This window comes from Aliicoccus persicus, assembly GCF_900110815.1.
Taxonomy (GTDB): Bacteria; Bacillota; Bacilli; order Staphylococcales; family Salinicoccaceae; genus Aliicoccus; species Aliicoccus persicus.
This window is the reverse complement of the sequence record NZ_FOIT01000001.1, coordinates 119,454-145,837: the sequence shown is the minus strand read 5'-3', so window position 1 is coordinate 145,837 and position 26,384 is coordinate 119,454. Positions and strand designations below refer to the sequence as shown.

General features: G+C 42.1%; 19 protein-coding genes. 2 read left to right on the top strand and 17 right to left on the bottom strand.

Going from position 1 to position 26,384, the window contains the following annotated elements:
• Window positions 1-473: 473 nt before the first annotated feature.
• From BMW30_RS00645 to glgB, 4 genes are read right to left on the bottom strand one after another with little or no spacing between them, the layout of a single operon-like run.
• The gene (locus BMW30_RS00645) at window positions 474-1,880 is read right to left on the bottom strand and encodes a glycogen synthase (RefSeq protein WP_091472785.1); all 1,407 of its coding nucleotides are present in this window, start codon (window positions 1,878-1,880) and stop codon (window positions 474-476) included.
• A gap of 23 nt (window positions 1,881-1,903) precedes the next feature.
• The gene (glgD, locus tag BMW30_RS00640; RefSeq protein WP_091472783.1) at window positions 1,904-3,004 is read right to left on the bottom strand and encodes a glucose-1-phosphate adenylyltransferase subunit GlgD; all 1,101 of its coding nucleotides are present in this window, start codon (window positions 3,002-3,004) and stop codon (window positions 1,904-1,906) included.
• Window positions 2,997-4,157, bottom strand: a complete 1,161-nt coding sequence (locus BMW30_RS00635; RefSeq protein ID WP_091472781.1) for a glucose-1-phosphate adenylyltransferase — start codon at window positions 4,155-4,157, stop codon at window positions 2,997-2,999. Before BMW30_RS00635 ends, glgD begins: the two co-directional genes overlap by 8 nt.
• Before the next feature lie 11 nt (window positions 4,158-4,168).
• Window positions 4,169-6,064 carry a 1,4-alpha-glucan branching protein GlgB gene (gene glgB / locus BMW30_RS00630; RefSeq protein WP_091472778.1) on the bottom strand — a complete coding sequence of 632 codons (1,896 nt, stop codon included), beginning with the start codon at window positions 6,062-6,064 and terminating at the stop codon, window positions 4,169-4,171.
• Window positions 6,065-6,189: 125 nt separating this feature from the next.
• On the opposite strand from glgB, the gene pulA reads away from it, so the two are divergent.
• Window positions 6,190-8,247: a type I pullulanase gene (gene pulA, locus BMW30_RS00625; RefSeq protein ID WP_091472777.1), complete on the top strand. Its 2,058-nt coding sequence runs from the start codon at window positions 6,190-6,192 to the stop codon at window positions 8,245-8,247.
• A gap of 24 nt (window positions 8,248-8,271) precedes the next feature.
• A complete protein-coding gene (locus BMW30_RS00620) occupies window positions 8,272-9,921 on the top strand; it encodes a phospho-sugar mutase (RefSeq protein ID WP_091472774.1) in 1,650 nt (549 codons plus the stop codon).
• A gap of 520 nt (window positions 9,922-10,441) precedes the next feature.
• On the opposite strand, the gene pyrE is transcribed toward BMW30_RS00620, so the two are convergent.
• The 13 genes from pyrE to ileS form a co-directional block, all read right to left on the bottom strand.
• Window positions 10,442-11,047, bottom strand: coding sequence for an orotate phosphoribosyltransferase (gene pyrE, locus BMW30_RS00615; protein WP_091472771.1), 606 nt, complete (start codon window positions 11,045-11,047; stop codon window positions 10,442-10,444).
• A 32-nt stretch (window positions 11,048-11,079) separates the two neighbouring features.
• Complete coding sequence (gene pyrF, locus BMW30_RS00610) at window positions 11,080-11,769, bottom strand: orotidine-5'-phosphate decarboxylase (RefSeq protein WP_091472768.1); 690 nt, start codon at window positions 11,767-11,769, stop codon at window positions 11,080-11,082.
• An 18-nt stretch (window positions 11,770-11,787) separates the two neighbouring features.
• Window positions 11,788-12,696 carry a dihydroorotate dehydrogenase gene (locus tag BMW30_RS00605; RefSeq protein ID WP_091472762.1) on the bottom strand — a complete coding sequence of 303 codons (909 nt, stop codon included), beginning with the start codon at window positions 12,694-12,696 and terminating at the stop codon, window positions 11,788-11,790.
• Window positions 12,693-13,442, bottom strand: a complete 750-nt coding sequence (locus tag BMW30_RS00600) for a dihydroorotate dehydrogenase electron transfer subunit (protein ID WP_091472759.1) — start codon at window positions 13,440-13,442, stop codon at window positions 12,693-12,695. The genes BMW30_RS00605 and BMW30_RS00600 overlap by 4 nt, the downstream gene beginning before the upstream one ends.
• An 8-nt stretch (window positions 13,443-13,450) precedes the next feature.
• Complete coding sequence (gene carB, locus BMW30_RS00595; protein WP_091472756.1) at window positions 13,451-16,627, bottom strand: carbamoyl-phosphate synthase large subunit; 3,177 nt, start codon at window positions 16,625-16,627, stop codon at window positions 13,451-13,453.
• Window positions 16,620-17,705 (bottom strand): carbamoyl phosphate synthase small subunit, encoded by a 1,086-nt coding sequence (locus BMW30_RS00590; protein WP_091472754.1) that lies wholly within the window; start codon window positions 17,703-17,705, stop codon window positions 16,620-16,622. Before BMW30_RS00590 ends, carB begins: the two co-directional genes overlap by 8 nt.
• 2 nt (window positions 17,706-17,707) lie before the next feature.
• Window positions 17,708-18,976, bottom strand: a complete 1,269-nt coding sequence (locus tag BMW30_RS00585) for a dihydroorotase (protein ID WP_091472751.1) — start codon at window positions 18,974-18,976, stop codon at window positions 17,708-17,710.
• Window position 18,977: 1 nt separating this feature from the next.
• Entirely contained in the window at window positions 18,978-19,853 is an 876-nt protein-coding gene (locus BMW30_RS00580; RefSeq protein ID WP_091472749.1) for an aspartate carbamoyltransferase catalytic subunit, read from the bottom strand.
• Window positions 19,846-21,168, bottom strand: coding sequence for a uracil-xanthine permease family protein (locus tag BMW30_RS00575; protein ID WP_091472746.1), 1,323 nt, complete (start codon window positions 21,166-21,168; stop codon window positions 19,846-19,848). The genes BMW30_RS00580 and BMW30_RS00575 overlap by 8 nt, the downstream gene beginning before the upstream one ends.
• A gap of 2 nt (window positions 21,169-21,170) precedes the next feature.
• A complete protein-coding gene (pyrR, locus tag BMW30_RS00570; protein ID WP_091472742.1) occupies window positions 21,171-21,704 on the bottom strand; it encodes a bifunctional pyr operon transcriptional regulator/uracil phosphoribosyltransferase PyrR in 534 nt (177 codons plus the stop codon).
• 224 nt (window positions 21,705-21,928) lie between these two features.
• Window positions 21,929-22,837: an RluA family pseudouridine synthase gene (locus BMW30_RS00565; RefSeq protein ID WP_091472739.1), complete on the bottom strand. Its 909-nt coding sequence runs from the start codon at window positions 22,835-22,837 to the stop codon at window positions 21,929-21,931.
• The gene (gene lspA / locus BMW30_RS00560; RefSeq protein ID WP_091472738.1) at window positions 22,824-23,327 is read right to left on the bottom strand and encodes a signal peptidase II; all 504 of its coding nucleotides are present in this window, start codon (window positions 23,325-23,327) and stop codon (window positions 22,824-22,826) included. Before lspA ends, BMW30_RS00565 begins: the two co-directional genes overlap by 14 nt.
• A 13-nt stretch (window positions 23,328-23,340) precedes the next feature.
• Window positions 23,341-26,076, bottom strand: a complete 2,736-nt coding sequence (gene ileS, locus BMW30_RS00555; RefSeq protein ID WP_091473981.1) for an isoleucine--tRNA ligase — start codon at window positions 26,074-26,076, stop codon at window positions 23,341-23,343.
• Window positions 26,077-26,384: the final 308 nt, after the last annotated feature.

The following is a 26,384-nucleotide window of genomic DNA, read 5'->3' as shown; positions in this document are numbered from 1 at the left end:
AATCTTGAGCTGACGCACAGATAGAGTTGCAAAGTGTGCGTCAGGACGAATAATCTTGAGCTGACACACAGATAGATCGGTGAACTGTTCCTCACGAGCTAAAAATCGGTGCTGTGGAACACTTTTGGTTGTAAACTGTTCCTCACGACGTAAAAATCGGCGCTACGGAACACTTAGGATCGTTTACTGTTCCTCATGACGTAAAAATCAGAGCTGTGGAAAACTTTAGGTTGTAAACTGTTCCTCACGAGCTAAAAACCGGAGCTGTGGAACACTTTGGACCATCGTTTACTGTTCCTCACGAGTTAAAATCATGGTGCTGTGGAACACTTTTCACTCGAAGTGTTACTCAGACCATGTTTCTCGACCTGGCAGTCCCACTAAACGCACAATAGTGGGACTCAGACCATGATTTTCACCACGGGAGTCCCACTTTGAACGCTTCAACTAAAAATTACAAAAACTACAATCCACTACTCATAAATCTTTATATACTGGTCCGCCGATGTATCCCAACCGAGCTTCGATGACTTCATATTCACAAACAACGCCTTCATAGCAGCATCGTCATAGAACACATCGTAACTGTAGTTCAGTACGTTCAAAAAGTCATGCGCATTGTAATTCGCAAACGAGAATCCATTACCGCTCATGTCAAATTCATTAAACGGCGTCACAGTATCGCGCAACCCGCCTGTCTCTCGAACAATCGGCAAAGTTAAATAGCGAATTGCAATTAACTGCCCCAGTCCGCATGGTTCGAATAGACTTGGCATCAAAAAGAAGTCGCTTGATGCGTAGATTTTTCTTGCCAAGTCTTCGCTAAATCCAATCGTCGCCCGCACTCTATCAGGATACTTCGACTCGAGCATTCTAAAGTAGTCTTCGTACTGCTCCTCGCCATTTCCTACCATGACAAACTGTGCTTCTGGGTGTGTGTCCATAAACTCTTCAAAAATACGCATGATTAAGTCGATTCCTTTTTGCTCAATCAAACGCGTAACGAGTCCGTACATCGGGATGTCTTCTGACACTTCAAATCCGTATTCATGTTGCAAGGCCAACTTGTTTCTCATCTTTGATTTTCTCGATGTCCTGTAGCGTGCCGTAATCGATCGGTCACGGTTCGGATCATAACTCTGTGTGTCGAGTCCATTACGAACACCATACAAATCGTCATACCGTGAATACAACAGATTTTCTAATCCTTCACCGAAGAACGGTGACAAAATTTCATTCGCATACGTTTCACTCACTGTTGTCACAACATCCGCATGGAAAATTGCAGCTTTCATCAAGTTCATTTGCCCGTTAAATAAAAACCCATCAAAATGAATGCGATCGAGCTCGATTAGATTATCGTAATCATCCGTATTGAACCAGCCCTGGTAATGGATATTGTGAATAGTATAGACGATTTTAAACGGCTGTGGTTTCAATATTTTTGCACTTGCTACGAGTGAACCCATCTGCCAGTCATGACAATGCAAGACATCATACACTTCATCCGTCTCATTCAAATAGTCCATAATTGCATTTGAAAAATAGATAAAACGCTCCGCATCATCAAAGTAGCCATATAAATTATCACGGCCAAAGTAATATTTGTTATCCACAAATAAATACGTGATGCCATCCTTCACATACTTAAATAGTCGCATCTGTTTATTGCGCCATACAACGGTCGTATTGTATTCCGCAACTTCTACCATTGCGTTAAATACTTCGCTCTCTTTAATTTGTTCATACAATGGCAACATCACAGTGACACGATGCTTTTTATCGTTGAGTGCTTTTGGCAAACTGCTGATGATATCTCCTAGCCCTCCGCTCTTGGCGTAAGGTGCACATTCACTGGCTGCAAATAAAATGTTTTTCATTGGATTACTCCTAGTTTTTATGATTAAATGTGCGTGCGTTTTGCTGCAATAAACGGTTTGTTTTCTGTGCCAATCAACTGGCGATTCTCTTTGATGACAACATCCTTATCGATGATGACGTTTTCTAAATAGGCGCCGCTATTCACAACACTATTTGCAAATATTACTGCGTTTTTAATCGTTGCACCCGCTTCGATGACAACGTTCCGAGATAAGACAGAATTCTCAACCGTACCGCGTACGACAACGCCGTTAGATAATACAGAGTTCTTTACTTTACTGTCCGCTTTATATAGCGTTGATGGTCGCGTGCTAATCTTCGTCATCACTCGATTCTTCCCATATAAAAACTCACGGTACGTTTCCTTATCGAGTAACTTCATACTGTTGTTAAAATAACGCTCAACAGTACCAAAGTAAAATGATGTGCTGTTCATATTGTAATGTGACACCTTGTATTCACTGAGTCGCTCGCGAATCCCTTGGTGGAACATGCTTTCTTTGAAATTGTTTACACAGTAGCGAATGATATCAATCAAAAGATCTTTTTTAATGATAAAGACCCCTGTATACACATGCGGATTGCTCTCATCATAATTAAGTCCAGTCACGCGGTCTTCCTCTGTGGACATGCGGAGCATCGAACCAGTCGGTGCATTGTCGTGCACTTCGCCGATCAATGTAATGTCTGCATCCACTTCTTTATGATGTAGAAACGCTTTTCTAAAATCATCGTTCGTAATATAAGTTAAGTCAGAGATGATCACATGTTCACTGGATGAGCGTGTAAACAAGTCCATGTGGTTATGGTAATATTTTAAATCGCCGCGAGAAATATCTGTCGGATCGTTCCAGTCGGGTGGGAGGACAAAAATTCTAGATTTTCTACCTTCCATACCAAAATCCTCTTCACGGTTCAAATGGTCGAGCAATGAGCGGAACTTGTTGTTAGCGAACACGCCGATGACATTGACACCGGAATACCAGAAGTTAGAGATTTTAAAGTCAATTACACGGTAGCGTCCCATGAAAGGTATGGCTGCTGCGTTTCTAAAATACGTGAGTTCATCTAAGTTGTCATTATCCTCTACAAGATTAATAAGTCCTAAAATTTCATTACTCATTTTCATGACCTCCCGATTGAATCAATGCGCGTATATTCGATTGGCTGATGACGATTGGTTCTTGACCTTCTGGTGTTTTTATAACTGCACCTGCTGGCACTTCGACCCCTTCCATCACGATGACCCGGTCGAGCACTGCACCACTACGCACGATGACGTCTGGATGAATGATGGATGACTGTATCGAAACATCTTTTTCAGTTTCTACAGCATTAAATAAAATGGAGTCTTTAATACGACCTTCGATGAATGATCCGGGTGAAATCATGCTATTTGATATTTCAGTATCCTCCCCAATATATTCAGGTGGCAAATTTTTCTCATTCGGATAAATTTCCCAAGAACGCGATGTGACGAGTTCTTGATTGTTATCATCGAGAAGGTCCATATTGGATTCCCAGTAACTTTGAATTGTTCCTACATCTTTCCAGTAGCCTTCGAAAGTATAAGCATACAGTCGTCTTTTATCTTTTAAAAGTGCGGGAATTATATCTTTACCGAAATCGTGATCGCTCGTTTCATCCTGTTCATCAGCGATTAAATATGGCTTGACGACATCCCATGTGAAGACATAGATACCCATCGAAGCATTGTTACTCTTCGGATTTTCTGGTTTTTCTTCAAATTCATATATGCTGCCATCTTCATTTGTGTTCAAAATACCAAATCGATGGGCATCTTCAAATGGCACTTCAATGACTGAAATGGTTGCATCCGCTTCGTTCTCTTCATGGAAGTCTATCATCTGTCGATAGTTCATCTGATAGACATGGTCACCACTTAAAACGAGCAAATACTTCGGCTCAAACTGTTCGATGTAATGAATATTTTTAACGATAGCATCTGCCGTACCGCTAAACCAAGAGCTTCTCGTGCGGTCGCTATATGGCGACAGCGTACTGAGTCCACCCGCTTGACGATCGAGTCCCCACGGTGCCCCAATACCCAAATGTTTGTTCAACATAAGCGGTGAGTATTGAACAAGAACACCGACTGTTGAAATGCGAGAATTTGCAAGATTACTCATTGTAAAATCAATAATTCGATACTTACCACCAAATGGCACTGCAGGTTTAGCGATATCTTTTGTCAATTCTCCGAGGCGCGTTCCCTTTCCTCCAGCAAGTAACATAGCAACAGTTTTTTGGCTCATATATAGCCCTCCTAATTTTTAAACTCGAAAACTATAAAAGCAAGTGGCGAGACTGTTATCTTTATATGTTGGTCTTGGTTGTTCATTGCTTGATCAATCGTTTGATGCGTGCCATTGATGACGCCAGAACCACCGTATTTTGCATGATCGCTGTTAAATATTTCTTTGTATTCTCCACCCAAAGGCACAGGGATTGAATAATCGTAATGGACATCGGGTTTAAAGTTCAGTACACACACTTTAAACCCGTCTCGACTTGAACGCGTATAAGCAAACACGCCATTGTCTCGGTCATTGACGACCATCCACTGGAATCCTTCCTGCTCATAATCCAGCTGATAAAATTCCGGATTGTCACGGTATAGTGCGTTTAAATCTTTAATGTAAAGTTTCAGTTGTTGATGTAATGGAAACTCGAGTAAATGCCAGTCTACTTCTTCGTGATCTTTCCATTCGTGGTACATGCCAATCTCTTGACCCATAAATAACAATTGCTTTCCTGGCTCACTCATCTGGTTGCCGTACAGTACGCGGACGCCAGCGAATTGTTGCCATTGGTCACCTTGTTGTTTATCTAAAATACTTTTCTTATAATGGACGACCTCATCATGTGACAGTGGCAACACGTAATTTTCGTTATACTTGTACATCATCGTAAATGTCATCTTGTCATGATAATGCATGCGCTCATCAAATGATTTTGAAATATATTTCAATCGGTCGTGCATCCAGCCGAGATCCCATTTGAAATTAAAGCCGAGTCCACCGTTGTCTATCGGATGGGTAATCAATGGAATATCTGATGAATCCTCTGCCATCATTAAAATTGATGTATCTTCTTTAAACACCGCTGTATTAATTTTTTTTATAATTTCAATACCCGCAATGTTTCGATCATCACCATGTTCGTTGTAAATTTTTTCGTGTTCTTCATAATTTTCAAAGTTTAAGTCAATCATGCTATGCACCGCGTCGACACGCAGTCCATCGATATGAAATTCTTTTATCCAGAAGAGGCAACTCGAAACTAAAAATGATTGAACTTCATTGCGACCGAAATCAAATGTTAATGTCCCCCATGCACGCTTGTTCGCAATATATTCATCTGGATGTTCGAACGTCGGCGTGCCGTCAAAGCGTCTTAATCCATGATCATCCTTATTAAAGTGAGCGAGTACGACGTCCATAATGACGCCGATTCCAGCGCGATGTAGCGCATTGATCAATTGTTTTAATTCATCGGGTGTCCCGTAGCGACTCGTTGCTGAAAAATAACCGGTCATTTGATATCCCCATGATGCGTCAAACGGGTGTTCACCGAGTGGCAAAAACTCAACGTGTGTGTAGTTCATTTCTTGTAAGTATGGAATCAAGGTGTCAATGAATTGCTGATAAGTGTAAAAATATGTGCCGTTCGGATTTTGGTCATCCGTAAAGTGGCGTTTCCAAGAGCCGAGATGAATTTCATAGATGTTAATTGGAGATTCGTAAATGTTTGAATTTCTTCGACGCGCCATCCAATCATCGTCAGTAAACTTAAAATCACTCTTATAAACGATGCTTGCATTATTCGGTCGTACTTCGGAGTATTGCGCGTATGGGTCAGACTTTACATTGTAACCATCTGCATGATGTATTTTATATTTATAAACATCACCAACATGTACTTTATCTGTGTATAACACCCATAAGCCTTGATCGTTCAACCGTTCAAAATCAAATCCATCTCCGCTAAAATGGTTATAATTACACATCAGTTGGACATGGTGTGCATTCGGTGCCCACGTGATAAACCGCATGCGATTATCATCGAGTACATGTGCGCCAAGGAACTCATACGCATTGTAGTGTGTACCCTGGTGAAACAAGTATTGATCCATCTCCAAACGATCCTCATGTTTTTTCATAGAATCACCTCTGTTCAGTATATATTGCTCTATTTATTGTATAATTTAATTATACTATGATTATGAAATAGTATGAATAGAATTCTATATTTTAACAATCTTAACATTTATTAGGAGGACCATATATGCCTATCGCATATTTAGATGACAGAAATGTCATCGCTCTTGTTTACGACGAAGAAAAAGATACAGAAAAAGATGTGAAAATTAGCGTTAAGCAAGATGATGATGAAATACCAGTGGAATCGATCACTGACAATGATACACATACAACGATTGTGTTAGCAGAAGATATCAACTTATCACGACAAACAATGATTCAATTTAATGGCTATAAATTACCACTTGAGATTGGTAAATATCCAACAACGCCCCAATTCGATCAAACGTATGCGACTGATTTACCAATGGGTCCTATATATACACAAGAATCGACGACATTCCGTGTGTTTGCACCGACGGCATTCGAAATGAATTTACGACTTGAAAATGAACGCATTAAAATGAATAAAATCGATGGATATTTCGAAGTGACTGTGGATGGTGACTTGCATGAACAGCTGTTTCACTACGAAGTATCGCACAATAATGTAACGCATATTGTCAATGATCCATACGTTAAAACACTGACAGCAAACGGTGCCCGTGGGATGATTATTGACATCGACCGCATTGTGCCAGACGAAACACTCGAATCAACAATTTCACCTGAGAATGGTGATGTCATTATATACGAAGCACATGTGCGCGATATGACAAGTCATATCAATTCAGGTGTCGATGAAGATTTACGATGGAAGTTTACCGGAATTAATAGCGGTCAATCCTCATCATATGGTTTGCCGACAGGCATCGATTACATCAAGTCACTCGGTGTCACGCATGTACAACTCCTGCCAGTCAACGACTTTCAAACTGTCGATGAATTGAATCAGCATGAAAGCTATAACTGGGGATATGACCCGGCGTATTTTATGGCACCTGAAGGCAGTTACTCGACAAATCCGAACGATCCGATCAGTCGTGTTAAAGAATTAAAAACATTGATTAATCGCTTCCACGCGAACGGCTTAAAAGTAATCTTTGATGTCGTTTTAAACCATGTATTTGCAGTCGAAGACAACAGCTTTCATAAGCTTGCACCAAACTACTACTTCCGATTCAATTCGGACAGCTTTACGTTAAGCGATGGCACTGGTGTAGGAAATGATTTAGCAACAGAACGTAAAATGTTGAGTCGGTTTGTCGTTGAAACGATTATGTATTGGTTAGAAGCTTACAACATTGACGGTTACCGCTTTGACTTGATGGGTGCGATGGACACGGATACGATTCATGCGTTAAGAGAAGCTTCATACAATTTAGATCGCGACGTATTTTTACTCGGTGAAGGTTGGCATTTAAACACAAATCTACCGGAAGATAAAAAGACCGTACCTGAAAATAAATCACAAGTACCAGGCGTCCACTTCTTTAACGATCGTCTGCGCGACGCGCTTAAAGGCGATACATTTAAAATGGAAATTGGTGGTTACGTACATGGCTCTGGAGAATATTCACATGAGCTACGCGAGGTCTTTATCGGCAATATGGAACCGTTTGATCCATCGATGTCGATTAACTATGTTGAAGCGCATGATAACCATACATTGTTTGACCGTTTGAATGGTGATGATTGGCATCCAATTGTCATTGAGCGTCAACACCAGATGGCGACAGCGCTTGGTATATTAGCGTTTGGTACACCATTCATACATGCGGGTCAAGAGTTCATGCGCACGAAAGATGGACATGAAAATTCTTACAACGCGATGGATGACATCAACAAGATGGACTGGGACCGCGCTGCACATTATCAAGACAACATTCAATTTGTGCGTGACTTGATTCAGTTCAGAAAAGATCATGAAGTGTTCCAATTTAAAACAGCTGAAGAAATTCATCCGTGCGTGAGCTATATTATGCGTGATGAGCAGGAAGAATTTTTCGCATTACGTGTGACACACAACGATGAAACGCATATCATCCTTGCAAATCCACGTACTGAAGATCATTACTTCTTCATTGCTGACGGTGAAACGTTTGAAGTCGTTTTATCGAATGTTAGAGTGAAAGACGAAGCAACTTATGAACATAGCATCCTGTTAAAACCGTTTGAAGTTATTATTTTACGTGTGAAATAATCATATTTAATAAGGAGTTTTGACATGAGAGAATTATGGGAGAAAAACATTGAGGGTAGTCTCATTACGAAAGAATCATACGCATTGTTAACCGATAAGGAAAAAGAAGAAGGCTTTATTGATACGCTGTCGTTCGGTACTGCTGGCATACGGGGTAAGATTGGACTCGGCCCGAATCGATTAAACAAGTATACCGTGCAAAAAGTAGCAGCAGGTATCGGTCAATTTTTACACGATAAAACCGACTCACCACGTATTGTAATCGGCTTTGATACGCGACACTTTTCATTAGAATTCATGCAAATTATTGCCGAAGTGTTGAGTGCGACTGGTGTAAAAGTCATCGTCACACCGGACTATACGTCAACACCAGAGTTATCATATTTCGTGCGCACGTATAAGAGTGACCTTGGGATCATGATTACAGCAAGTCACAACCCGCCGGAATACAACGGGATTAAGGTGTACGGTGAAGACGGTTCACAGCTGATTGATGAACCATCAGAAGCACTGAGCAAATATATCAATGCAATTGAAGATGTATTTTCGATAGAGAACAAAGATTTTGAAACGGCTGTTAAAGATGGCGATGTTGAATATGTATCAGATGAAGTCAAGCAGGCATATCGAAAAGAAGTGATGGATTTCATCGGTGAAATTCCCAAATCTGATTTGAGCATCGTGTTTAGCAGTTTGCATGGCACGAGTGTGCCAATCGTGCCAGAGTTACTTGAGGCACTCAACTTTAATCAATATTCATTGGTTGAGTCGCAATGTGTACCCGATGGCGACTTCCCGACAACACCATCACCGAACCCGGAAAGTCCGGAGGCATTTACTTTATCTGTGGAACTCGGTAAAGAAATCGGTGCAGATGTATTAATCGCAACAGATCCCGATGCAGACCGTATGGGAATTGTCGTGAAGCACGAAGATAGTTACGAACATTTAACAGGCAACCAAATTGGTATTTTGTTGTTGAACCGTGCGGTGAAAGGCATCGCAGCTGATAAAACACCAGTTGCCATAAAATCAATCGTCACGAGTGACCTCGGTAAGAAGATTATTGAGGGAGCTGGTGGAGAAATGATAGAAGTGTTGACAGGATTCAAATATATCGGAGAACAGTTGCTGGCGATGGAAGATGATGCGGATAGACAATTCGTGCTTGGATACGAAGAAAGCTATGGCTATTTACTCCGACCATTTGTCCGTGACAAAGATGCAATACAGGTCGTACCGTATGTTGTGAAATATGCGTCGGAATTGAAAAATGAAGGACGTACGTTAATTGATGAGCTGAACGATATTTATAAAAAGTTCGGACATCGCCAAGAACATTTGTGGAGCCACACATTTGAAGGGTCAGAAGGTAGAGCGAAAATTGATAAGATCATGCGTGACTTTAGAGAGCAAACCCCACTGACAATCGATGGTCGAGACGTCGTTGCAATCGAAGACTATTTAGAGCAATCAAGATTTGATGTAGAAACTGGGGAGCATATTGATATAGACTTGCCTGCAGCGAACGTCATTAAATTGCATTTCAAAGATGGCTGGATTGCACTCCGCCCGTCAGGTACAGAAGCAAAAATTAAATTGTACATCTCAATCGACACCGACGATTTAATGACCGAAGCACAGATCATCAATGATTTAGTGTTTGGTGAGTGATTTTAGTGAGTGCGTGCCCCTCTGTTTAGTGGGGGTACGTTTTTTTGTGTGTTTAAACCAATCTGCGTGGCTGTGAGCGAGCTTCATTGGAACGCAAATCAATCTGCGTGTCTGTGAGCGAACTTCATTGGAACGCAAATCAATCTGCGTGTCTGTGAGCGAGCTTCATCGTAACGCAAACCAATCTGCGTGTCTGTGAGCGAGCTTCATTGGAACGCAAACCAATCTGCGTGTCTGTGAGCCAGTCTCATTGGAATGCAAATCAATCTGCGTGGCTGTGAGCGAGCTTCATTGGAACGCAAATCAGTTTGCGTGACCGTGAGCGAACCTCATTGTCCGTCAAATCCATTTGCGAGACCGTGAGCTCATCTCATAGTCCGTCAAATCCATTTGCAAGCCCGTGAGCCTCACTCATTGTCCAGATAAACTCCCAAAATCCAAAAAAACTCCCCTCAAGCCGGCAACAATACCAACTCAAAGGGAGAAAAACACACCAAACTCTATAAACAATCCAAAAACTCTACAAATTACTCAAAAACTCACGTACTTCTTCTACATCTGCTTCAGATAAGTCACCGCGATCGACGCTCACACTTAACAAAGTTGAAACGTTACTCAACGTCAGCAACTCTACCCCACTTGCTTCAAAGTTTTCTCGCGCACGGTCCAACTCATACGTAAATATCGCAGTCACGTTGACAACTTCAGCACCGGCTTCTTTTAACGCGCTCACTGCTTCTAAGCTCGATCCGCCTGTTGACACTAAATCTTCAATCAACACGACGCGTTTTCCTTTAACGTCGGCACCTTCTATTTGTGCACCTGTTCCGTGCGCTTTCTTACTACCACGCACATAGCTCATCGGCAGTGACATTTCTTCAGCAATAAAAGCCGCATGTGGAATACCCGCAGTAGAAGTACCTGCAATCACATCCACATTTTTACCTTCGATCAACTCAACGAAGCGCTTCGAAACGGCTCGACGTGCTGCCACGTCACCAATGATTTTACGGTTGTCACAATAGATCGGTGACTGTATGCCACTCGCCCACGTAAACTTATCATTCGGACGAATCATCACTGCATTGATGTCGAGTAAAATACCCGCTATACTTTCTTCTCTCATACGTTACCTCCACGAATTTTAAATTCCAAAAATTAACCTTGCCACAACGATTTCACAACTTTATATTTACCAACCGGGTCTTCACTCGTCGTAATCGAACGACCGACGACGATGTAATCTGTGCCCAGTGCGCGTGATTCGTCTGGTGTAACAACGCGCACTTGGTCATCCACCGAATCTTCACTTAAGCGGATGCCTGGTGTGACTGTTAAAAAGTCATCTCCGCACGTTTCATGGATGCGTTTCGATTCTAGAGGTGATGATACAACACCATCCAGTCCTGCTGATAAAGTGAGTCGTGCCAAATGTTCGACGCTATCATCCAAAGACAACTTTGATTGTTGTTCATCACTCACATTCAATTCGTTCATCGACGTCAGCTGCGTCACTGCAATCAACTTGCCATCTGGATTTTTATCTTTGAATGATTCAGCAGCGCGCTTCATCATTGCGACGCCGCCATGGGCATGGACATTCGTCATCGCGACATTCAATCCACCAAGCACGGACATCGCTCGGCCGACGGTATTTGGTATATCATACAATTTTAAATCTAAAAATATGTCGTGGCCACGTGCATGAATTTCTTGGACAATTTGTGGTCCTTCAGCATAGAACAACTCCATGCCAACTTTTACAAATAGTGACTCATCAAAGCGATTAAGAAATTGTTCCACTTGCTCACGGTTTTCGAAATCTAAAGCGATTATTGGACGGTTCATTCAAGCACTCCTTAATGTTTATTGATACGCACGGCCTTTGATGTCATGTATATGTGATAAACCCATCGTTGCCACTCGAGCATCGAGCGCATCTATTAGTGTTGGACAAACGTATGGATCCGTGAAATTCGCAGTACCAACAGCAACTGCATCACAACCGACAGAAATATAATCGAGCACGTCATCCACGGTTGAAATACCACCCATACCGATGATTGGAATATCAGGCATCGCTTGGCGCACTTGATAGATCATGTTTAGTGCGACGGGTTTAATTGCTGGACCACTTAGTCCACCGGTTTTGTTTGCGATCAACGGTTTACCGTTTTTATCCAAACGCATGCCGACGAGCGTATTGATCATCGTAAGTCCATCTGCAATTTCTCCAACGCCTTGTGCAATCTCAACGATGTTTGTCACATTCGGTGACAACTTCACATATACAGGCACTTTAGAAACACGCTTGACGCTTTCCGTTAAACGCACGGCACTTTCCACATTTGTGCCGAACTGAATGCCGCCCTCTTTTACGTTCGGGCACGAGATATTCAACTCAAGTGCATGCACGTTCGGTGCTTGTGAAATTTTCTCAGCCACTTCTGTGTAGTCTTCAATTGCAGTGCCAGCTACATTTGCGATAATTGGCACATCAAACTTCTCTAAAAACTTCAGTTCATGTTCAATAATATGATCCACACCAGGATTTTGTAATCCAATGGCGTTCAACATACCACTTGCCGTTTCCGCAACACGCGGCGTTGGGTTACCGAGACGCGGTTGATGCGTCGCTGCTTTAATCATAATTGCACCGAGACGACTCAAGTCGTAAAGTTCCGAAAACTCTTGGCCGAAACTAAAACAGCCGGATGCAGGCATGATCGGATTTTTGAGCGAAAGTCCAGGGATATTTACCGCTAATTTACTCATAGTAGTATCTCCCCTTTCTTAAATACAGGTCCATCTGAACAGATTTTTGCATAACTGCCGTCAGGTTTTGGCACGACACATGCGTAACATACGCCGATGCCGCAACCCATTCGTTCTTCTAAAGAAATGTACCCGTCAATGTCCATCGAATCATTCAATACTTTTAACATGACTTTCGGTCCACACGCATAAAACTGATCAAATTCCGTTTCAAGCAACTCGATTTGATCCGTCACAAAACCCTCTTTTCCATACGTTCCATCTGCCGTCGTAATATACGTGTCACCGAGTGCATTAAACTCGTCTTCATAGAACACATCTTTTTTCGAGTTAAAGCCGAGCACATGCGTCGTTTTCACACCGCGTGCGTTTAACTGTTTTGATAACTCGTGCAGTGGCGGAACACCAATTCCACCACCGACGAGTAATACGTGATTAAAATCTTCTAGAGGATAACCATTACCCAGTGGCGTCAGCACGTCTAAATCGTCTCCGACTTGCATCTTGCTCATCTTCGTCGTGCCGTCGCCCTCTGCTCTAAAAATAATCGTGAGTGTTTCTTTATCAGCATCAACATTCGCAATCGATATCGGTCGGCGCAGCACGTTTTCTGTGTATGGACTGACACGGATGTGCACGAACTGACCGGAAACTTTCATTTCTTTCGTAATTTCACCAGAAAGGACCATCTCAAAAATATTGTCTGCAATTTCCTCAACCGATAAAATTCTCATTAAATGTTTCATACAATCACCTACATTCTGTCCATGCTAAATGTCATACTCTCAATGACTTCAATCAATGTGCGCGCAGTATCAAGGGATGTTAAACAAGGAATACCATTGTACACAGATTCACGTCTAATTCTAAATCCGTCACGTTCTACCGTCTTACCTTTCGTCATCGTGTTGATGACAATTTGTACCTTACCGTTGTTAATCATATCAAGTAGGCTATTTTCTACCGCATCAATTTTTTCTACTTTAACGACTGAGATGCCCGCTTCTGATAAAACATCAGCCGTACCTGACGTTGCCATAATTCTATATCCGATTTTGCTCAAGCGCTGGGCGAGTTCCGTTGCTTCTTTTTTATCTTTGTCTGCAACTGTGAAGAGTGCTGTTCCGTTATCTTTCACTTCAAGACCACTTGCGACAAGTGCTTTATACAATGCCTTGTTAAGTGATGAATCTTTACCCATAACTTCCCCAGTTGATTTCATTTCAGGACCGAGTGTGATGTCAACGTTTTTCAACTTATTAAAGCTGAACACCGGTGCTTTAACATAGTGACCGTCTTGAACTTTTTGTAAGCCTAACTCATAATCTAAATCCGTAAATTTCTGTCCTAAAATACCTTTCATCGCAAGTCTTGCCATCGGAATGTCTGTAATTTTACTTAAGAATGGTACAGTACGACTTGAGCGTGGGTTCACTTCAAGTACATAGACTTCACCGTCTGATAACACATACTGGATATTGATGAGTCCAACTGTGTTTAGTCCGAGTGCTAATTTTTCTGTATAAGCCACAAGTGTTTCAATTTCACTTTCTGTCAATGTAATCGGCGGATAAACAGCCATCGAGTCACCCGAGTGTACACCAGCGCGTTCGATGTGTTCCATAATACCTGGAATAATGACGTTCTCTCCATCACAGATCGCATCGATTTCAATCTCTTTACCCATTAAATAGCGGTCGATTAGTACCGGATGTTCAGGCGATGCTTTAACCGCTTGTGTCATGTAGTTTTCTAACTCTGCTTTACTATGAACGATTTCCATCGCACGACCACCGAGTACATAGCTCGGACGCACGAGTACTGGATAACCAATCGCTTCAGCATTTTCTACAGCTTCAGCAGCGTTTGTTGCTGTTTTACCAAGTGGTTGTGGCACATCGATTTCTCTCAGCAATGCTTCAAAACGCTTTCTATCTTCTGCACGGTCTAGATCGTCTAACGTCGTACCTAAAATTTTCACGCCGTGTCGCTCTAACTTCTCTGCTAAATTGATTGCCGTTTGTCCACCGAACTGAACGACAACACCCATCGGTTTTTCGTTCTCGATAATGTTCATGACATCTTCTTCAGTGAGTGGTTCAAAGTATAACTTGTCAGAAATCGTAAAGTCTGTCGACACAGTCTCTGGGTTGTTGTTGACGACGATTGCTTCGTATCCTGCTTCTTGAATCGCAAACACTGCATGCACTGTCGCGTAATCAAACTCGACACCTTGACCGATACGAATCGGACCAGAACCGAGTACTAAAATCTTTTCTCGATCACTCGCAACAGCTTCGTTTTCTTTTTCATAAGTCCCGTAGAAATACGGTGTATCTGAAGAAAACTCAGCCGCACACGTGTCGACCATTTTATACACTGGGAATATACCATGATCTTTTCTCATCTGATAAATTTCATCCGTATCTTTACCCCATCGGTGACCGATAACACGGTCGCTAAAACCATACGTTTTCGCCCATTTTAAATGGTCGATTGAATCGACATTTTCTTTTAATTCATGCTCGATATCGATGATATGCTTAAACTTATTGATAAAGAAATAGTCAATTTCAGTCCACGTATGAATCTCATCGACAGAAATACCGCGGCGCAACGCTTCACCGATATAGAATAAGCGTTCATCACTCTGTTCTTTTATCTTCTTCTCTATTTGCTCTAAAGTAAAGTCATCGCCATTCGGTAATCCTAAATGGTGCACACCGTATTCTAATGAACGAATAGCTTTTAGAATCGATTCTTCAAACGTACGACCGATTGCCATGACTTCACCTGTCGCCTTCATCTGTGTGCCAAGTTTACGTTCACCTTTTTCAAACTTATCAAATGGGAAGCGTGCAACTTTCGTCACGACATAGTCGATAGACGGTTCAAAACTTGCGTAGCTCGTACCTGTTACAGGATTTTTCATTTCATCTAAGTTCATACCAACAGCAATTTTCGCTGCAAGTTTCGCAATCGGGAAACCTGTAGCTTTAGAAGCGAGCGCTGACGAACGTGAGACACGCGGGTTCACTTCGATGATGTAATAATTAAACGAGTGTGGATCGAGTGCTAGCTGCACGTTACAGCCACCTTCAATGCCAAGTGCACGGACAACAGATAATGACACGTCACGCAGCATGTTCGTTTCTTTTAACGTCAATGTTTGCGTCGGTGCCACAACGTTTGAATCTCCTGTATGGATACCGACTGGATCGATGTTTTCCATATTACAAACGACGATTGCTGTATCGTTTGAGTCACGCATCACTTCGTATTCAATTTCTTTATATCCAGCGATAGATTTTTCAAGTAAACACTGGTTCACCGGTGAATATTTGAGTCCATTTGTAACGATTTCTTTTAAGTCATCATCGTTATAACAAATACCACCGCCGGTACCACCCATCGTATATGCTGGTCGCACGATGAACGGATAGCCGACCTGCTCCTTGAATCGGTAAGCACCTTCAAGCGTCGTAATAATATCTGACTCAGGCACGGGAATATTCATGTCATTCATTAAGTTTCTAAATAAATCGCGGTCTTCAGCTTGTTTGATTGAATCAAGCTTCGTACCAAGCAGCTCCACATTATTTTCTTCAAGTACGCCGAGACGATCGAGCTCAACCGCCATGTTTAAACCGACTTGTCCACCGAGCGTTGGCAACAGTGCATCCGGTTGTTCCTTACGGATAATACGTGCGATGAAATCCGGTGTTAACGGTTCGATGTACACAACGTCTGCGATTTCTTTATCTGTCATAATTGTCGCAGGGTTTGAGTTTACTAAGATGACACGGTAGCCTTCCTCACGGAGTGACAAACACGCCTGTGTTCCTGCATAATCAAACTCTGCTGCTTGACCGATGATGATTGGTCCACTACCGATTACTAATATTGATTTAATATCCGTTCGTTTAGGCATGGTTATTCTCCTTATTCATACGGTTTATAAATTCTTCTAAAATATAGCTTGAATCATCTGGTCCATCAATTGCACCAGGATAGTACTGAACGCTCATGATCGGCAATGATTTATGACGAATACCTTCGACTGAGTCGTCATTGATTGCTTCGTGTGTAATCACTAAGTCCGTCTGTTCCAATGATTCACGACTGACAGCAAAACCATGATTTTGTGATGTGATTTCTACAGTTTTTCTCTCAATGTTACGTACAGGTATATTTGAACCACGGTGTCCAAATGGCAATGCTTCGATCTTAGCGCCAAATGCTAAAGCAATCGCTTGATGACCGAGACCAACACCGAATACTGGTACCTGTTCCGCAATCGTACGTACGTTATCGACAATTGACGGAATATCTTCCGGTGAACCCGGACCGCTTGATATAATGACACCATCAGGCTTCATGCGTAAAATATCATAGGTCGGTGTATCGTGTGGTACGACCGTCACTTCACAACCGGCACTGTTTAAACTTCTAACGAGACTTTCTTGCTTACCGAGATCGATGAGTACGACACGACTACCGACACCGGTTGAAATGTAAGGACTGCTTGTCGATACATCACGCACTGAATGTACAGTTTCATCCGTTGATTTAAGCGTTTCAATGACAGCATCCACATCATCCGAGTCACTCAGCACCGCTCTTAACGTACCACCATCGCGAATTTTTCTAACGATGCTGCGCGTATCAATGCCTGAAATACCAGGGATGTTATGACGTTCTAAATAGTCATGCAACGTTTCATTCGTACGGAAGTTCGATGGTAATAATGCCGCTTCACGCACGACGATTCCAGCGATTGTTGGTTTCATCGTTTCAGAGTCTTCACTGTTGAATCCAGTATTGCCAACGAGTGGATAGCTAAACGTTACGATTTGATTCGCATACGCAGAGTCTGTAATCATCTCTTGGAAACCGAACATCGATGTGTTAAATACGAGTTCACCCGCACGATCTGCTTTTCCACCAAACTGGTAACCTTCGTAAACTGTACCGTCTTCTAGTACTAAATATCGCTTATCCTTTAACACGCTTATGCCCCCTTATATACAACGTTGCCATTGACAAGTGTCATATAAATATCAGAAATTAATGCTTCACCATCAAACGGTGTATTTTGTGATTTCGATAAAAATTCTGTCTTATCTAATGTATATTTTTTATCTAAGTCAATCAGTGTAATGTCAGCATCTCGATCTACTTTTAGCTCACCCATCGGTAAGTTAAATGTCTCAGATGGTTTTACTGTCAACCAGTCGACAAGTTGTTGTAGTGTGAACACGCCTGTCTTCACTAGCTTCGTATATAACAATTGGAATGCATTTTCACTACCGACGATACCGAACGGTGCTGAAGTAATTTCCACATTTTTCTCGTCTTCTGCATGTGGTGCATGATCCGTCGCAATAAAGTCAATCGTACCGTCAAGTAGGCCTTCGATCAATGCTTCACGGTCATCGCTACCACGTAATGGTGGATTCATCTTAAAGTTTGTATCTGCTGATGTAATATCATTTTCATCAAGTACAAGGTGGTGTGGCGTCACTTCCGCTGTCACACGGATACCCGCGCGTTTCGCATCACGGATTACACGCACGCTTTCTTTCGTGCTGACGTGACATACGTGATAATGACAATTTGCTGCTTCTGCTAACAGCACATCGCGCGCAATTTGTGTCGATTCACAAACTGACGGGATGCCAGGAATACCAAGCGTTTCACTTGTCTTCCCTTCATGGATTGCCCCGCCATGAATGAGTGTGTTTTCTTCTGTGTGTGCAACAACTGCCATATCAAGTGCAGCTGCTTGTTTCATCGCTTGATACATCATGTCTGCACTTTGTACACCAACACCATCATCTGTAAATGCAAATGCTCCAGCTTCTTTTAGTGCTTTAAAGTCCGTTAATTCTTTACCGAGTTGGCGCGTCGTAATCGAAGCATATGGCAAAACTTTAACGTGTGCAGTCTCTTTAATGCGGTCTAAAATATTTGTTAGAGTCTCAGCATTATCCGGCACTGGACGTGTATTTGGCATTGGCATCACTGCAGTAAATCCACCGCGCGCCGCTGCTCTTGTACCCGTCTCAATCGTCTCTTTATGTTCGCCGCCAGGCTCACGTAAATGTACATGGACATCGACAAATCCTGGTGTAACCAGCATGCCTTTTGCATCGATGACTTCATCGTAATTATCAATCATATCGCTAATTTCAACGATCTTACCATCTTCAACTGCAATATCTTTTTGGACCTGTTCGTTGTTTTCTAACACAAAACCATTTTTAATGACACGTCTCATATTATTCTCTCCCTAGAATTAGTTCCAACACACTCATTCGTGTGTATACGCCGTTTTCCATCTGCTTAAAAATAACTGACTTGTCTCTCTCAACAAGTTCACTGCTAATTTCTACATCGCGATTGACAGGTGCTGGATGCATGATAATCGCATTGTCTTTCAGTTTATTGTAACGCGTTTCATTCAAACCATAGCGACTGTTGTACTCATCTATGACATCGCTCATCACATTGTCATGACGCTCATGTTGGACGCGCAGCAACATGACAACATCCACACTTGAAATCACATCATCAAAATTCACATAGCTATAATCTTCATGTTCATACTGATAAACTTCCGGTGCTACAAATTTCACCCGGCTACCGAGTTTCGTCAATGCTTGAAAATTGCTTTTGGCAACACGTGAGTGACGGATGTCACCACAGATAACAATGTCGAGATCAAATGTGCCAAATGTCTCATAAATCGTCATCAAGTCAAGCAGTGATTGCGTCGGATGTGAGCCACTACCGTCTCCACCGTTAATTATCGGTATATTAAGTCCTTCTAATGATTCATAATACGCATCATCTGGGTGTCGAATGACAAGTGCATCACAACCGATAGATTCCAGTGTCTTACATGTATCATAGAGTGACTCTCCTTTACTTAACGAGCTGCCCATCGCGTCGAATGGAATGGACTCGATACCGAGTTTTCTTTCTGCCATTTCAAAACTCAACTTCGTGCGTGTTGAATTTTCTAAAAACAGATTGGCAACAAATTTTTTCTCTTGAAAAGGCTTATAGTCACCGTTTTTTATCTCTATCGCACGTTTGATAATATTTTTAATTTCAGTTGTTGATAGTTCATTCATAGATAGTAGATTACGCATTGGTCGTCTTCTCCTTTGGCAAGATGAGATTGAGCACGATACCTGCGAGTGCCGCAAGTGCCATACCTTCAAGGTTAAATGGAATCTCACCGAGCATGAAGTCTAAATGTGCTTTACCGATACCGATAACTAAGATGACGGAAACGATAATTAAGTTGCGCTTATGGTCTAGGTTCACTCGCCCATCGATCAGCATGCGTAAACCGCTCGCTGCGATAATACCGAAGAGTAGTATCGACACACCACCCATGACCGGTGACGGAATGCTTTGTACGACTGCTGTAAACTTCCCGACGAACCCTAAAATGATCGCAAACACTGCCGCACCACCGATGACCCACACACTAAATACACGTGTGATTGCGAGTACACCAATGTTCTCACCGTATGTTGTCGTCGGTGGACCACCGATGACACTAGCAAACATTGTGGCAACACCATCACCTGCAAGTGTTCTGTGTAGGCCAGGTTTCTTGAAGAAGTTTCGTCCGATAATTTTGTTGATGACTGCTTGGTGACCGATGTGCTCACTGATTGTGACGAACACGATCGGCAGCATGACGATTAGCAATCCGATGTTGATTGCAGGTGTGTAGTCAACAAATGGCATATACACATCAGGTAGAACAAACCAGCCTGTCTCAATAATATTTGTAAAATCAACAATACCGAATAGTATGGCGGTAATGTAACCACCGACAATCCCAATCAATATTGGTATCAATGATAGAATTCCTTTAAAAAACACTGAAGCGATAATCGTAATTGTCAGTGTAATGACTGCGACAAGTATGTATGTCGTATCATATCCGAGCTGATTGTCAGGATCCGTATACATCGCCATGTTGATTGCAACCGGTGCAAGCCCGAGTCCGATAACCATAATAACCGGGCCGATAACGACAGTCGGCAAAAGTTTCATTAACCAATCGACACCGACAAATTTAATGATGGTGCCTATGATGACATAGACCACCCCTGTAAAGAAGAGTGCCGTCAACACTTCGCCAAGTGAATTCGCTGAAAGTGCGATTGTAATCGGCAGGATAAATGCGAAACTTGACCCTAAGTAAGCAGGTATCATTCCCTTTGTCAGCAGTATGTATAATAGCGTACCGATACCACTAGCGATCAGAGCTGCTGATACGGGTAACCCTGTTAAAAATGGTACGAGTACTGTCGCACCAAACATTGCGAATAAGTGCTGTGACGATAACATCATCCATTCGAGTGGCTTCGGTTTTTCATGTACATCAAGCTTTGGTTCAACCGCTACTGTGTAATCCTCTTCAACATCAAAATTTCTCTCTGTCATACTCACTCACCCTCACTTATATATACAATATCTTCTTGATCTATTTCTTGCATGTGTACGACAACTTTTTCTGATTTAGATGTTGGAATGTTTTTCCCGATGTAATCCGCGCGAATCGGTAACTCCCGATGACCGCGATCAATCAATACTGCAAGTGAAATTTTATCCGGTCTCGTACGCGATAAAATAGCATCCAAAGCTGCGCGAATTGTACGCCCTGTGTAGAGTACATCATCGACGATGACAACATGTTGATTGACGAGTGAGGCTGTGACGTCTAGTGCGTTATCTGCTTCTGCGTGCGTTGGTTCTTTATCGTCTCGGTAATTGGTAATGTCTATCGTACCCATCTGCACCGTAGAATTATCAATCGATTCGATTTTTTCCTTTAAGCGACGTGCTAAATACTCACCTCGTGTTTTTACACCGAGCAACACCAAATCTTTACTGCCCTTGTTACGCTCAAGTATTTCATGAGAGATTCGTGTCAGCGTTCGACCAATCTGTGCTTCGTCTAAAATCGTGCGTTTTTTCATGTGTGCCTCCTATTTTGCCGATAAAAAAATACCCATGTCTATTGACATGAGTATGTAAGTACCCGAAAACACACACTGGTCCTACTGGTGCCAGTGATACGGTTTATATTCATGTCTTTACGGCCTCACGGGACCGTATTTAAAGACGTATTCATATATCGGTTATTTAATTCTTAATAAAGATATCCCTTCTACGCTTGAATGTCAATGTATATATTTAAAAATTAGCTCATGCGCTTTCTTAAATCGTCTAATATATCACTGAACATCGTCGGTAATGGCGTTTCAAATTGAATCGCTTCTTTTGACGTCGGATGAACAAATCCAATCATTGCAGCGTGCAGTAGCTGACCATCCGTATCCATCGTCTTTCGTCGACCATATTTCGGATCACCGACGAGTGGAAATCCGATATATTGCATGTGGACACGAATTTGGTGCGTTCGACCTGTTTCTAAGAAACATTCAATCAATGTGTGTTCTTCAAAGCGTTCAAGCACATTAAAATGCGTCACCGCTTCCTTACCATCGTCCACAACCGCCATGTCTTGACGGCTCTTCGGATTGCGTCCAATCGGCGCATCAACCGTGCCTTTATCGTGTGTAATAACACCGTGCACAAGCGCGATGTACTTTCGTGTTACAGACTTTTCAACGAGTTGATCAACGAGGTCGCGGTGCGCAACATCATGCTTTGCAACCATGAGCAAACCACTCGTGTCTTTGTCAATTCGGTGCACGATGCCCGGACGCAACTCTCCATTAATACCAGAGAGTGAATCGAGCTGATGCATCAGCCCATTGACGAGCGTTCCGGTATGATGGCCAGCTGACGGATGGACGACCATGCTTCGCGGTTTTTCCACGACGGCAACATCATTATCTTCATAAATAATATTTAGATTTAAGTCTTCAGGCACGATGTCAGAGTCGATGACTTCGCGTTCGCTAATTTCGATGATGTCATCGGCCTTCAGCTTATAGTTCGGCTTTACAATATTGTCGTTCACTTGCACATTGCCAGACTTGATGCGCGTTTGAATATCACTTCTCGATGTATCTTCTAATACTTCAGACAAAAACTTATCCAGACGCTCACCAACGTATTCCTCTATTACATTAATTGTCTGCATTTAACTCACCTTTTTTCTCTTCTTTATCAAAGAATAAGAAGTAGATGATCAACGTCGCCACACCGACTGTCAGTGCAGCATCTGCAACGTTAAAGATTGGAAAGCTATAGTTGATAATCAACACATCCACAAAATCAATGACGCGCTGATAGATGACACGATCAATTAAATTACCAATCGCACCAGCGACAAGGAAGCCGATACCGATTTGTAACATCGGCTTACCCTTCGCTTCTTTATAGTAAATATAAGTCATCGCAGCGAGTACAACTGCAGTGACAATATAGAAAAACACCATCTGTCCCTGCATAATTCCCCATGCTGCACCTTCGTTTCGATGAGAAGTAATCTTTAAATATTCTCCAAAAACTTCAATGGATTCACCGATTTCCATGTTGCGTTTTACAAGCTGTTTTGTCAGTTGATCGAGTCCGATAATACCGAGCGTCATAAGGCCGATCGGCAAGAGTCGATACGATTTTTTCTTCATATAATATAACCTCCTATTTTTGTAGCACGTCTTGACATCTTGAACAGATATCAGAGTCGCCTTCTACAATTGATGCATCTGAGCTATAGTTCCAGCAACGTTCACATCGCACGCCATCGGCATGCTGCACATCGACATGAATGTGCTTATACTTTGGCGCATCATCAAGCTGATCAACAATTTCAACATGAGAAACAATAAACAGCTGTTCAAGCGGACTGTTTAAGTCACTATAGTTTAGGTTCTCCGGCTGAGTCACAGTCACTTTGGCTTCGAGTGACTTACCAATCGTCTTCTCACTACGCGCAACTTCCAACGCTTTTAATACATCATCACGTACATCCATGAAATACTTCCATTTTTCAAGCAATGCATTATCTACATCTTCTTTTTCTGGATATAACTCAAGGTGCACACTTTCCTTCTCTGTGTGCGGCGTGAATTCATAAATCTCTTCAGCCGTATGCACAAGCACAGGTGCGAGCAATGTATTCAGCTCTGTTAAAATCTTATAGAGCACCGTCTGCATGCTGCGACGGATGTGACTGTCTTCCGCTTCAATATACAGAATATCCTTACCGTAATCCAAGTAGAAGTTTGATAACTCCACATTGATAAAGTTCTGCAATGTCTGGTACATCGATACGTAATCATAGCGTTCATACGCATCTAATAAGAAGTTTTTAAGCTCTGCAAAACGATTGTACATAAACTTATCGACTTCAAGTAAGTCAGCGTATGCGACTGTATTTTTATCCGGGTTAAAGTCGTTCACGTTACCAAGCAGGAATCTAAATGTGTTACGGACTTTACGGTATACTTCCGACACCTGTTTTAAAATGTCATCAGAGATACGTACATCTTCTTCAAAATCTGAAGACATAACCCACAGACGAATGATATCTGCACCCATCTGCTGCATTACTTTTGTCGGTAAAATCACGTTACCGAGAGACTTACTCATCTTCTTACCTTCCCCGTCCATAACAAAACCGTGCGAAAGAAGTTCTTTGTACGGTGCAACGCCGCGTGTTGCGACACTTGTAATTAGTGATGAGTTGAACCAGCCGCGGTATTGATCGGATCCTTCAAAGTATAAGTCTCCCGGATATGATAAGTAGTCACGCGTTTCTAACACACCGCGGTGTGTCGAACCGGAATCAAACCATACATCCATGATGTCCATTTCTTTTCTGAACTCGCCGTTTGGAGAACCTTCATGTGTGAAACCTTCAGGTAATAGATCCTTCGCTTCTCTTTCAAACCACACATCAGTACCATGTGTTTCAATTAATTGTGCGACATGTTCGATGACATCGACATCAATGATTGGTGTGTCATCTTCAGCAAAGAAGAATGGCAATGGTACACCCCATACACGCTGACGAGAAATGACCCAGTCACCGCGGTTTTTAATCATGTTCATCATGCGTTCGCGGTTCCATTCAATTTGGAATTTAGTGTTGGTTAATTGTTCCAACACGTCTGCGCGCACATTTTTAACAGAAGCAAACCACTGCGGTGTTGCTCTGAAGATAACCGGTGTTTTTGAACGCCAGTCATGTGGATATGAGTGTTTGAAGAACTTTAACTTAAGCAAAGCATCTTTTTGCTCCAAATCTGCAGTGATCACTTTGTTCGCATCATCGTAAAATAATCCTTCGTATTTACCGCCTTCAGATGTAAATACACCTTTGTCATCAATTGGACTGAGAATTTCTAAATCGTATAGAAGTCCCATCTGATAGTCATCATCCCCGTGACCCGGTGCTGTGTGAACAACCCCCGTACCTTGTTCAGTCGTTACATGATTGCCGAGAACGACTAAACTTGGACGGTCATACAATGGATGACGTGCCGTAATATATTCTAATTGCTGCCCTTGGAATTCTTTCGTACGTGTTACTTTATCTTTGTCGAATTCAACTTCTTCACAGAAGAAATCAAGTAAATCTTCAGCGACAATGTATTCTTCACTTTCATAATTAAATTGCACATAGTTCAGATTCGGATGCACAGCTAATCCTAGGTTTGAAGGAATTGTCCATGGTGTCGTCGTCCAGATGACAAAATTAACGCCTGAATCGAGTACGCCTTTACCATCATCTACTTTAAACGTCACGTAGATTGAGGGTGAAACTTTATCCTGGTATTCAAGTTCCGCTTCGGCAAGTGATGACTCACTGACAGGCGACCAGTAAATCGGCTTCTTCCCGCGGTAAATTAATCCTTTTTCAACCATATCTTTTAACACACGCACCTGCGCTGCTTCAACTTCATAGTCAGATGTAAGGTATGGTGTATCCCAATGACCATCGATGCCCATGCGCTTGAAACCCGCTCGCTGTAAATCAACTTGAGAGTATGCAAACTCTAAACATTTCTTTCTGAACTCTTCTGTTGTCATAGACTTACGGTCCACACCCTTGTTTGTGAGTGCCTGCTCAATCGGTAGACCGTGTGTATCCCATCCTGGCACATATGGCGCATAGTAACCCTGCATTTGTTTGTTACGCACAATAATATCTTTGATTACTTTGTTTAATGCGTGACCCATGTGCAGGTCACCATTCGCATATGGTGGACCATCATGCAGCACGTAAGGCGTGTTCCCTTCATTCATCTTCAACTTCTTGTCGTAGAGATTCATCTCTTCCCATTTTTTTTGATACGCAGGCTCTTTGTTAATAAGTCCACCGCGCATTTTAAAATCCGTTTTCGGCATTAATAATGTGTCTTTGTAGTGCATTTTGTTCTCGTCCATTTTTTTCTCCCCTTTATACAATTAAAAACTCTATACATGCATCAATTGGGGCGATTGTTGAGTAACCGCGGTACCACCCAAATTGACCCACATACAGAGTCCACTTCATTATTATTAAGTTTGTGTTTATGATTTTGATTGGTTTCAGTTGCTGCTCTGTTGAAACCATTTTAAATTAGTGATGTCTGATTGTGTCCGAGATGCCAGAGCTTTCACCCACCTCTGGTCGCTTATCCATTCGATGCACACAGCACGTCTAATTTACTAATATAATTATAATCAGTTTTACTAGA

What these genes read in the sequence shown, in the direction of transcription:
- BMW30_RS00645 (WP_091472785.1), bottom strand. Translation starts at nt 1,880, where the DNA reads ATGAAAAACATTTTATTTGCAGCCAGTGAATGTGCACCTTACGCCAAG.
- glgD (WP_091472783.1), bottom strand. Translation starts at nt 3,004, where the DNA reads ATGAGTAATGAAATTTTAGGACTTATTAATCTTGTAGAGGATAATGAC.
- BMW30_RS00635 (WP_091472781.1), bottom strand. Translation starts at nt 4,157, where the DNA reads ATGAGCCAAAAAACTGTTGCTATGTTACTTGCTGGAGGAAAGGGAACG.
- glgB (WP_091472778.1), bottom strand. Translation starts at nt 6,064, where the DNA reads ATGAAAAAACATGAGGATCGTTTGGAGATGGATCAATACTTGTTTCAC.
- pulA (WP_091472777.1), top strand. Translation starts at nt 6,190, where the DNA reads ATGCCTATCGCATATTTAGATGACAGAAATGTCATCGCTCTTGTTTAC.
- BMW30_RS00620 (WP_091472774.1), top strand. Translation starts at nt 8,272, where the DNA reads ATGAGAGAATTATGGGAGAAAAACATTGAGGGTAGTCTCATTACGAAA.
- pyrE (WP_091472771.1), bottom strand. Translation starts at nt 11,047, where the DNA reads ATGAGAGAAGAAAGTATAGCGGGTATTTTACTCGACATCAATGCAGTG.
- pyrF (WP_091472768.1), bottom strand. Translation starts at nt 11,769, where the DNA reads ATGAACCGTCCAATAATCGCTTTAGATTTCGAAAACCGTGAGCAAGTG.
- BMW30_RS00605 (WP_091472762.1), bottom strand. Translation starts at nt 12,696, where the DNA reads ATGAGTAAATTAGCGGTAAATATCCCTGGACTTTCGCTCAAAAATCCG.
- BMW30_RS00600 (WP_091472759.1), bottom strand. Translation starts at nt 13,442, where the DNA reads ATGAAACATTTAATGAGAATTTTATCGGTTGAGGAAATTGCAGACAAT.
- carB (WP_091472756.1), bottom strand. Translation starts at nt 16,627, where the DNA reads ATGCCTAAACGAACGGATATTAAATCAATATTAGTAATCGGTAGTGGA.
- BMW30_RS00585 (WP_091472751.1), bottom strand. Translation starts at nt 18,976, where the DNA reads ATGAGACGTGTCATTAAAAATGGTTTTGTGTTAGAAAACAACGAACAG.
- BMW30_RS00580 (WP_091472749.1), bottom strand. Translation starts at nt 19,853, where the DNA reads ATGCGTAATCTACTATCTATGAATGAACTATCAACAACTGAAATTAAA.
- BMW30_RS00575 (WP_091472746.1), bottom strand. Translation starts at nt 21,168, where the DNA reads ATGACAGAGAGAAATTTTGATGTTGAAGAGGATTACACAGTAGCGGTT.
- pyrR (WP_091472742.1), bottom strand. Translation starts at nt 21,704, where the DNA reads ATGAAAAAACGCACGATTTTAGACGAAGCACAGATTGGTCGAACGCTG.
- BMW30_RS00565 (WP_091472739.1), bottom strand. Translation starts at nt 22,837, where the DNA reads ATGCAGACAATTAATGTAATAGAGGAATACGTTGGTGAGCGTCTGGAT.
- lspA (WP_091472738.1), bottom strand. Translation starts at nt 23,327, where the DNA reads ATGAAGAAAAAATCGTATCGACTCTTGCCGATCGGCCTTATGACGCTC.
- ileS (WP_091473981.1), bottom strand. Translation starts at nt 26,076, where the DNA reads ATGCACTACAAAGACACATTATTAATGCCGAAAACGGATTTTAAAATG.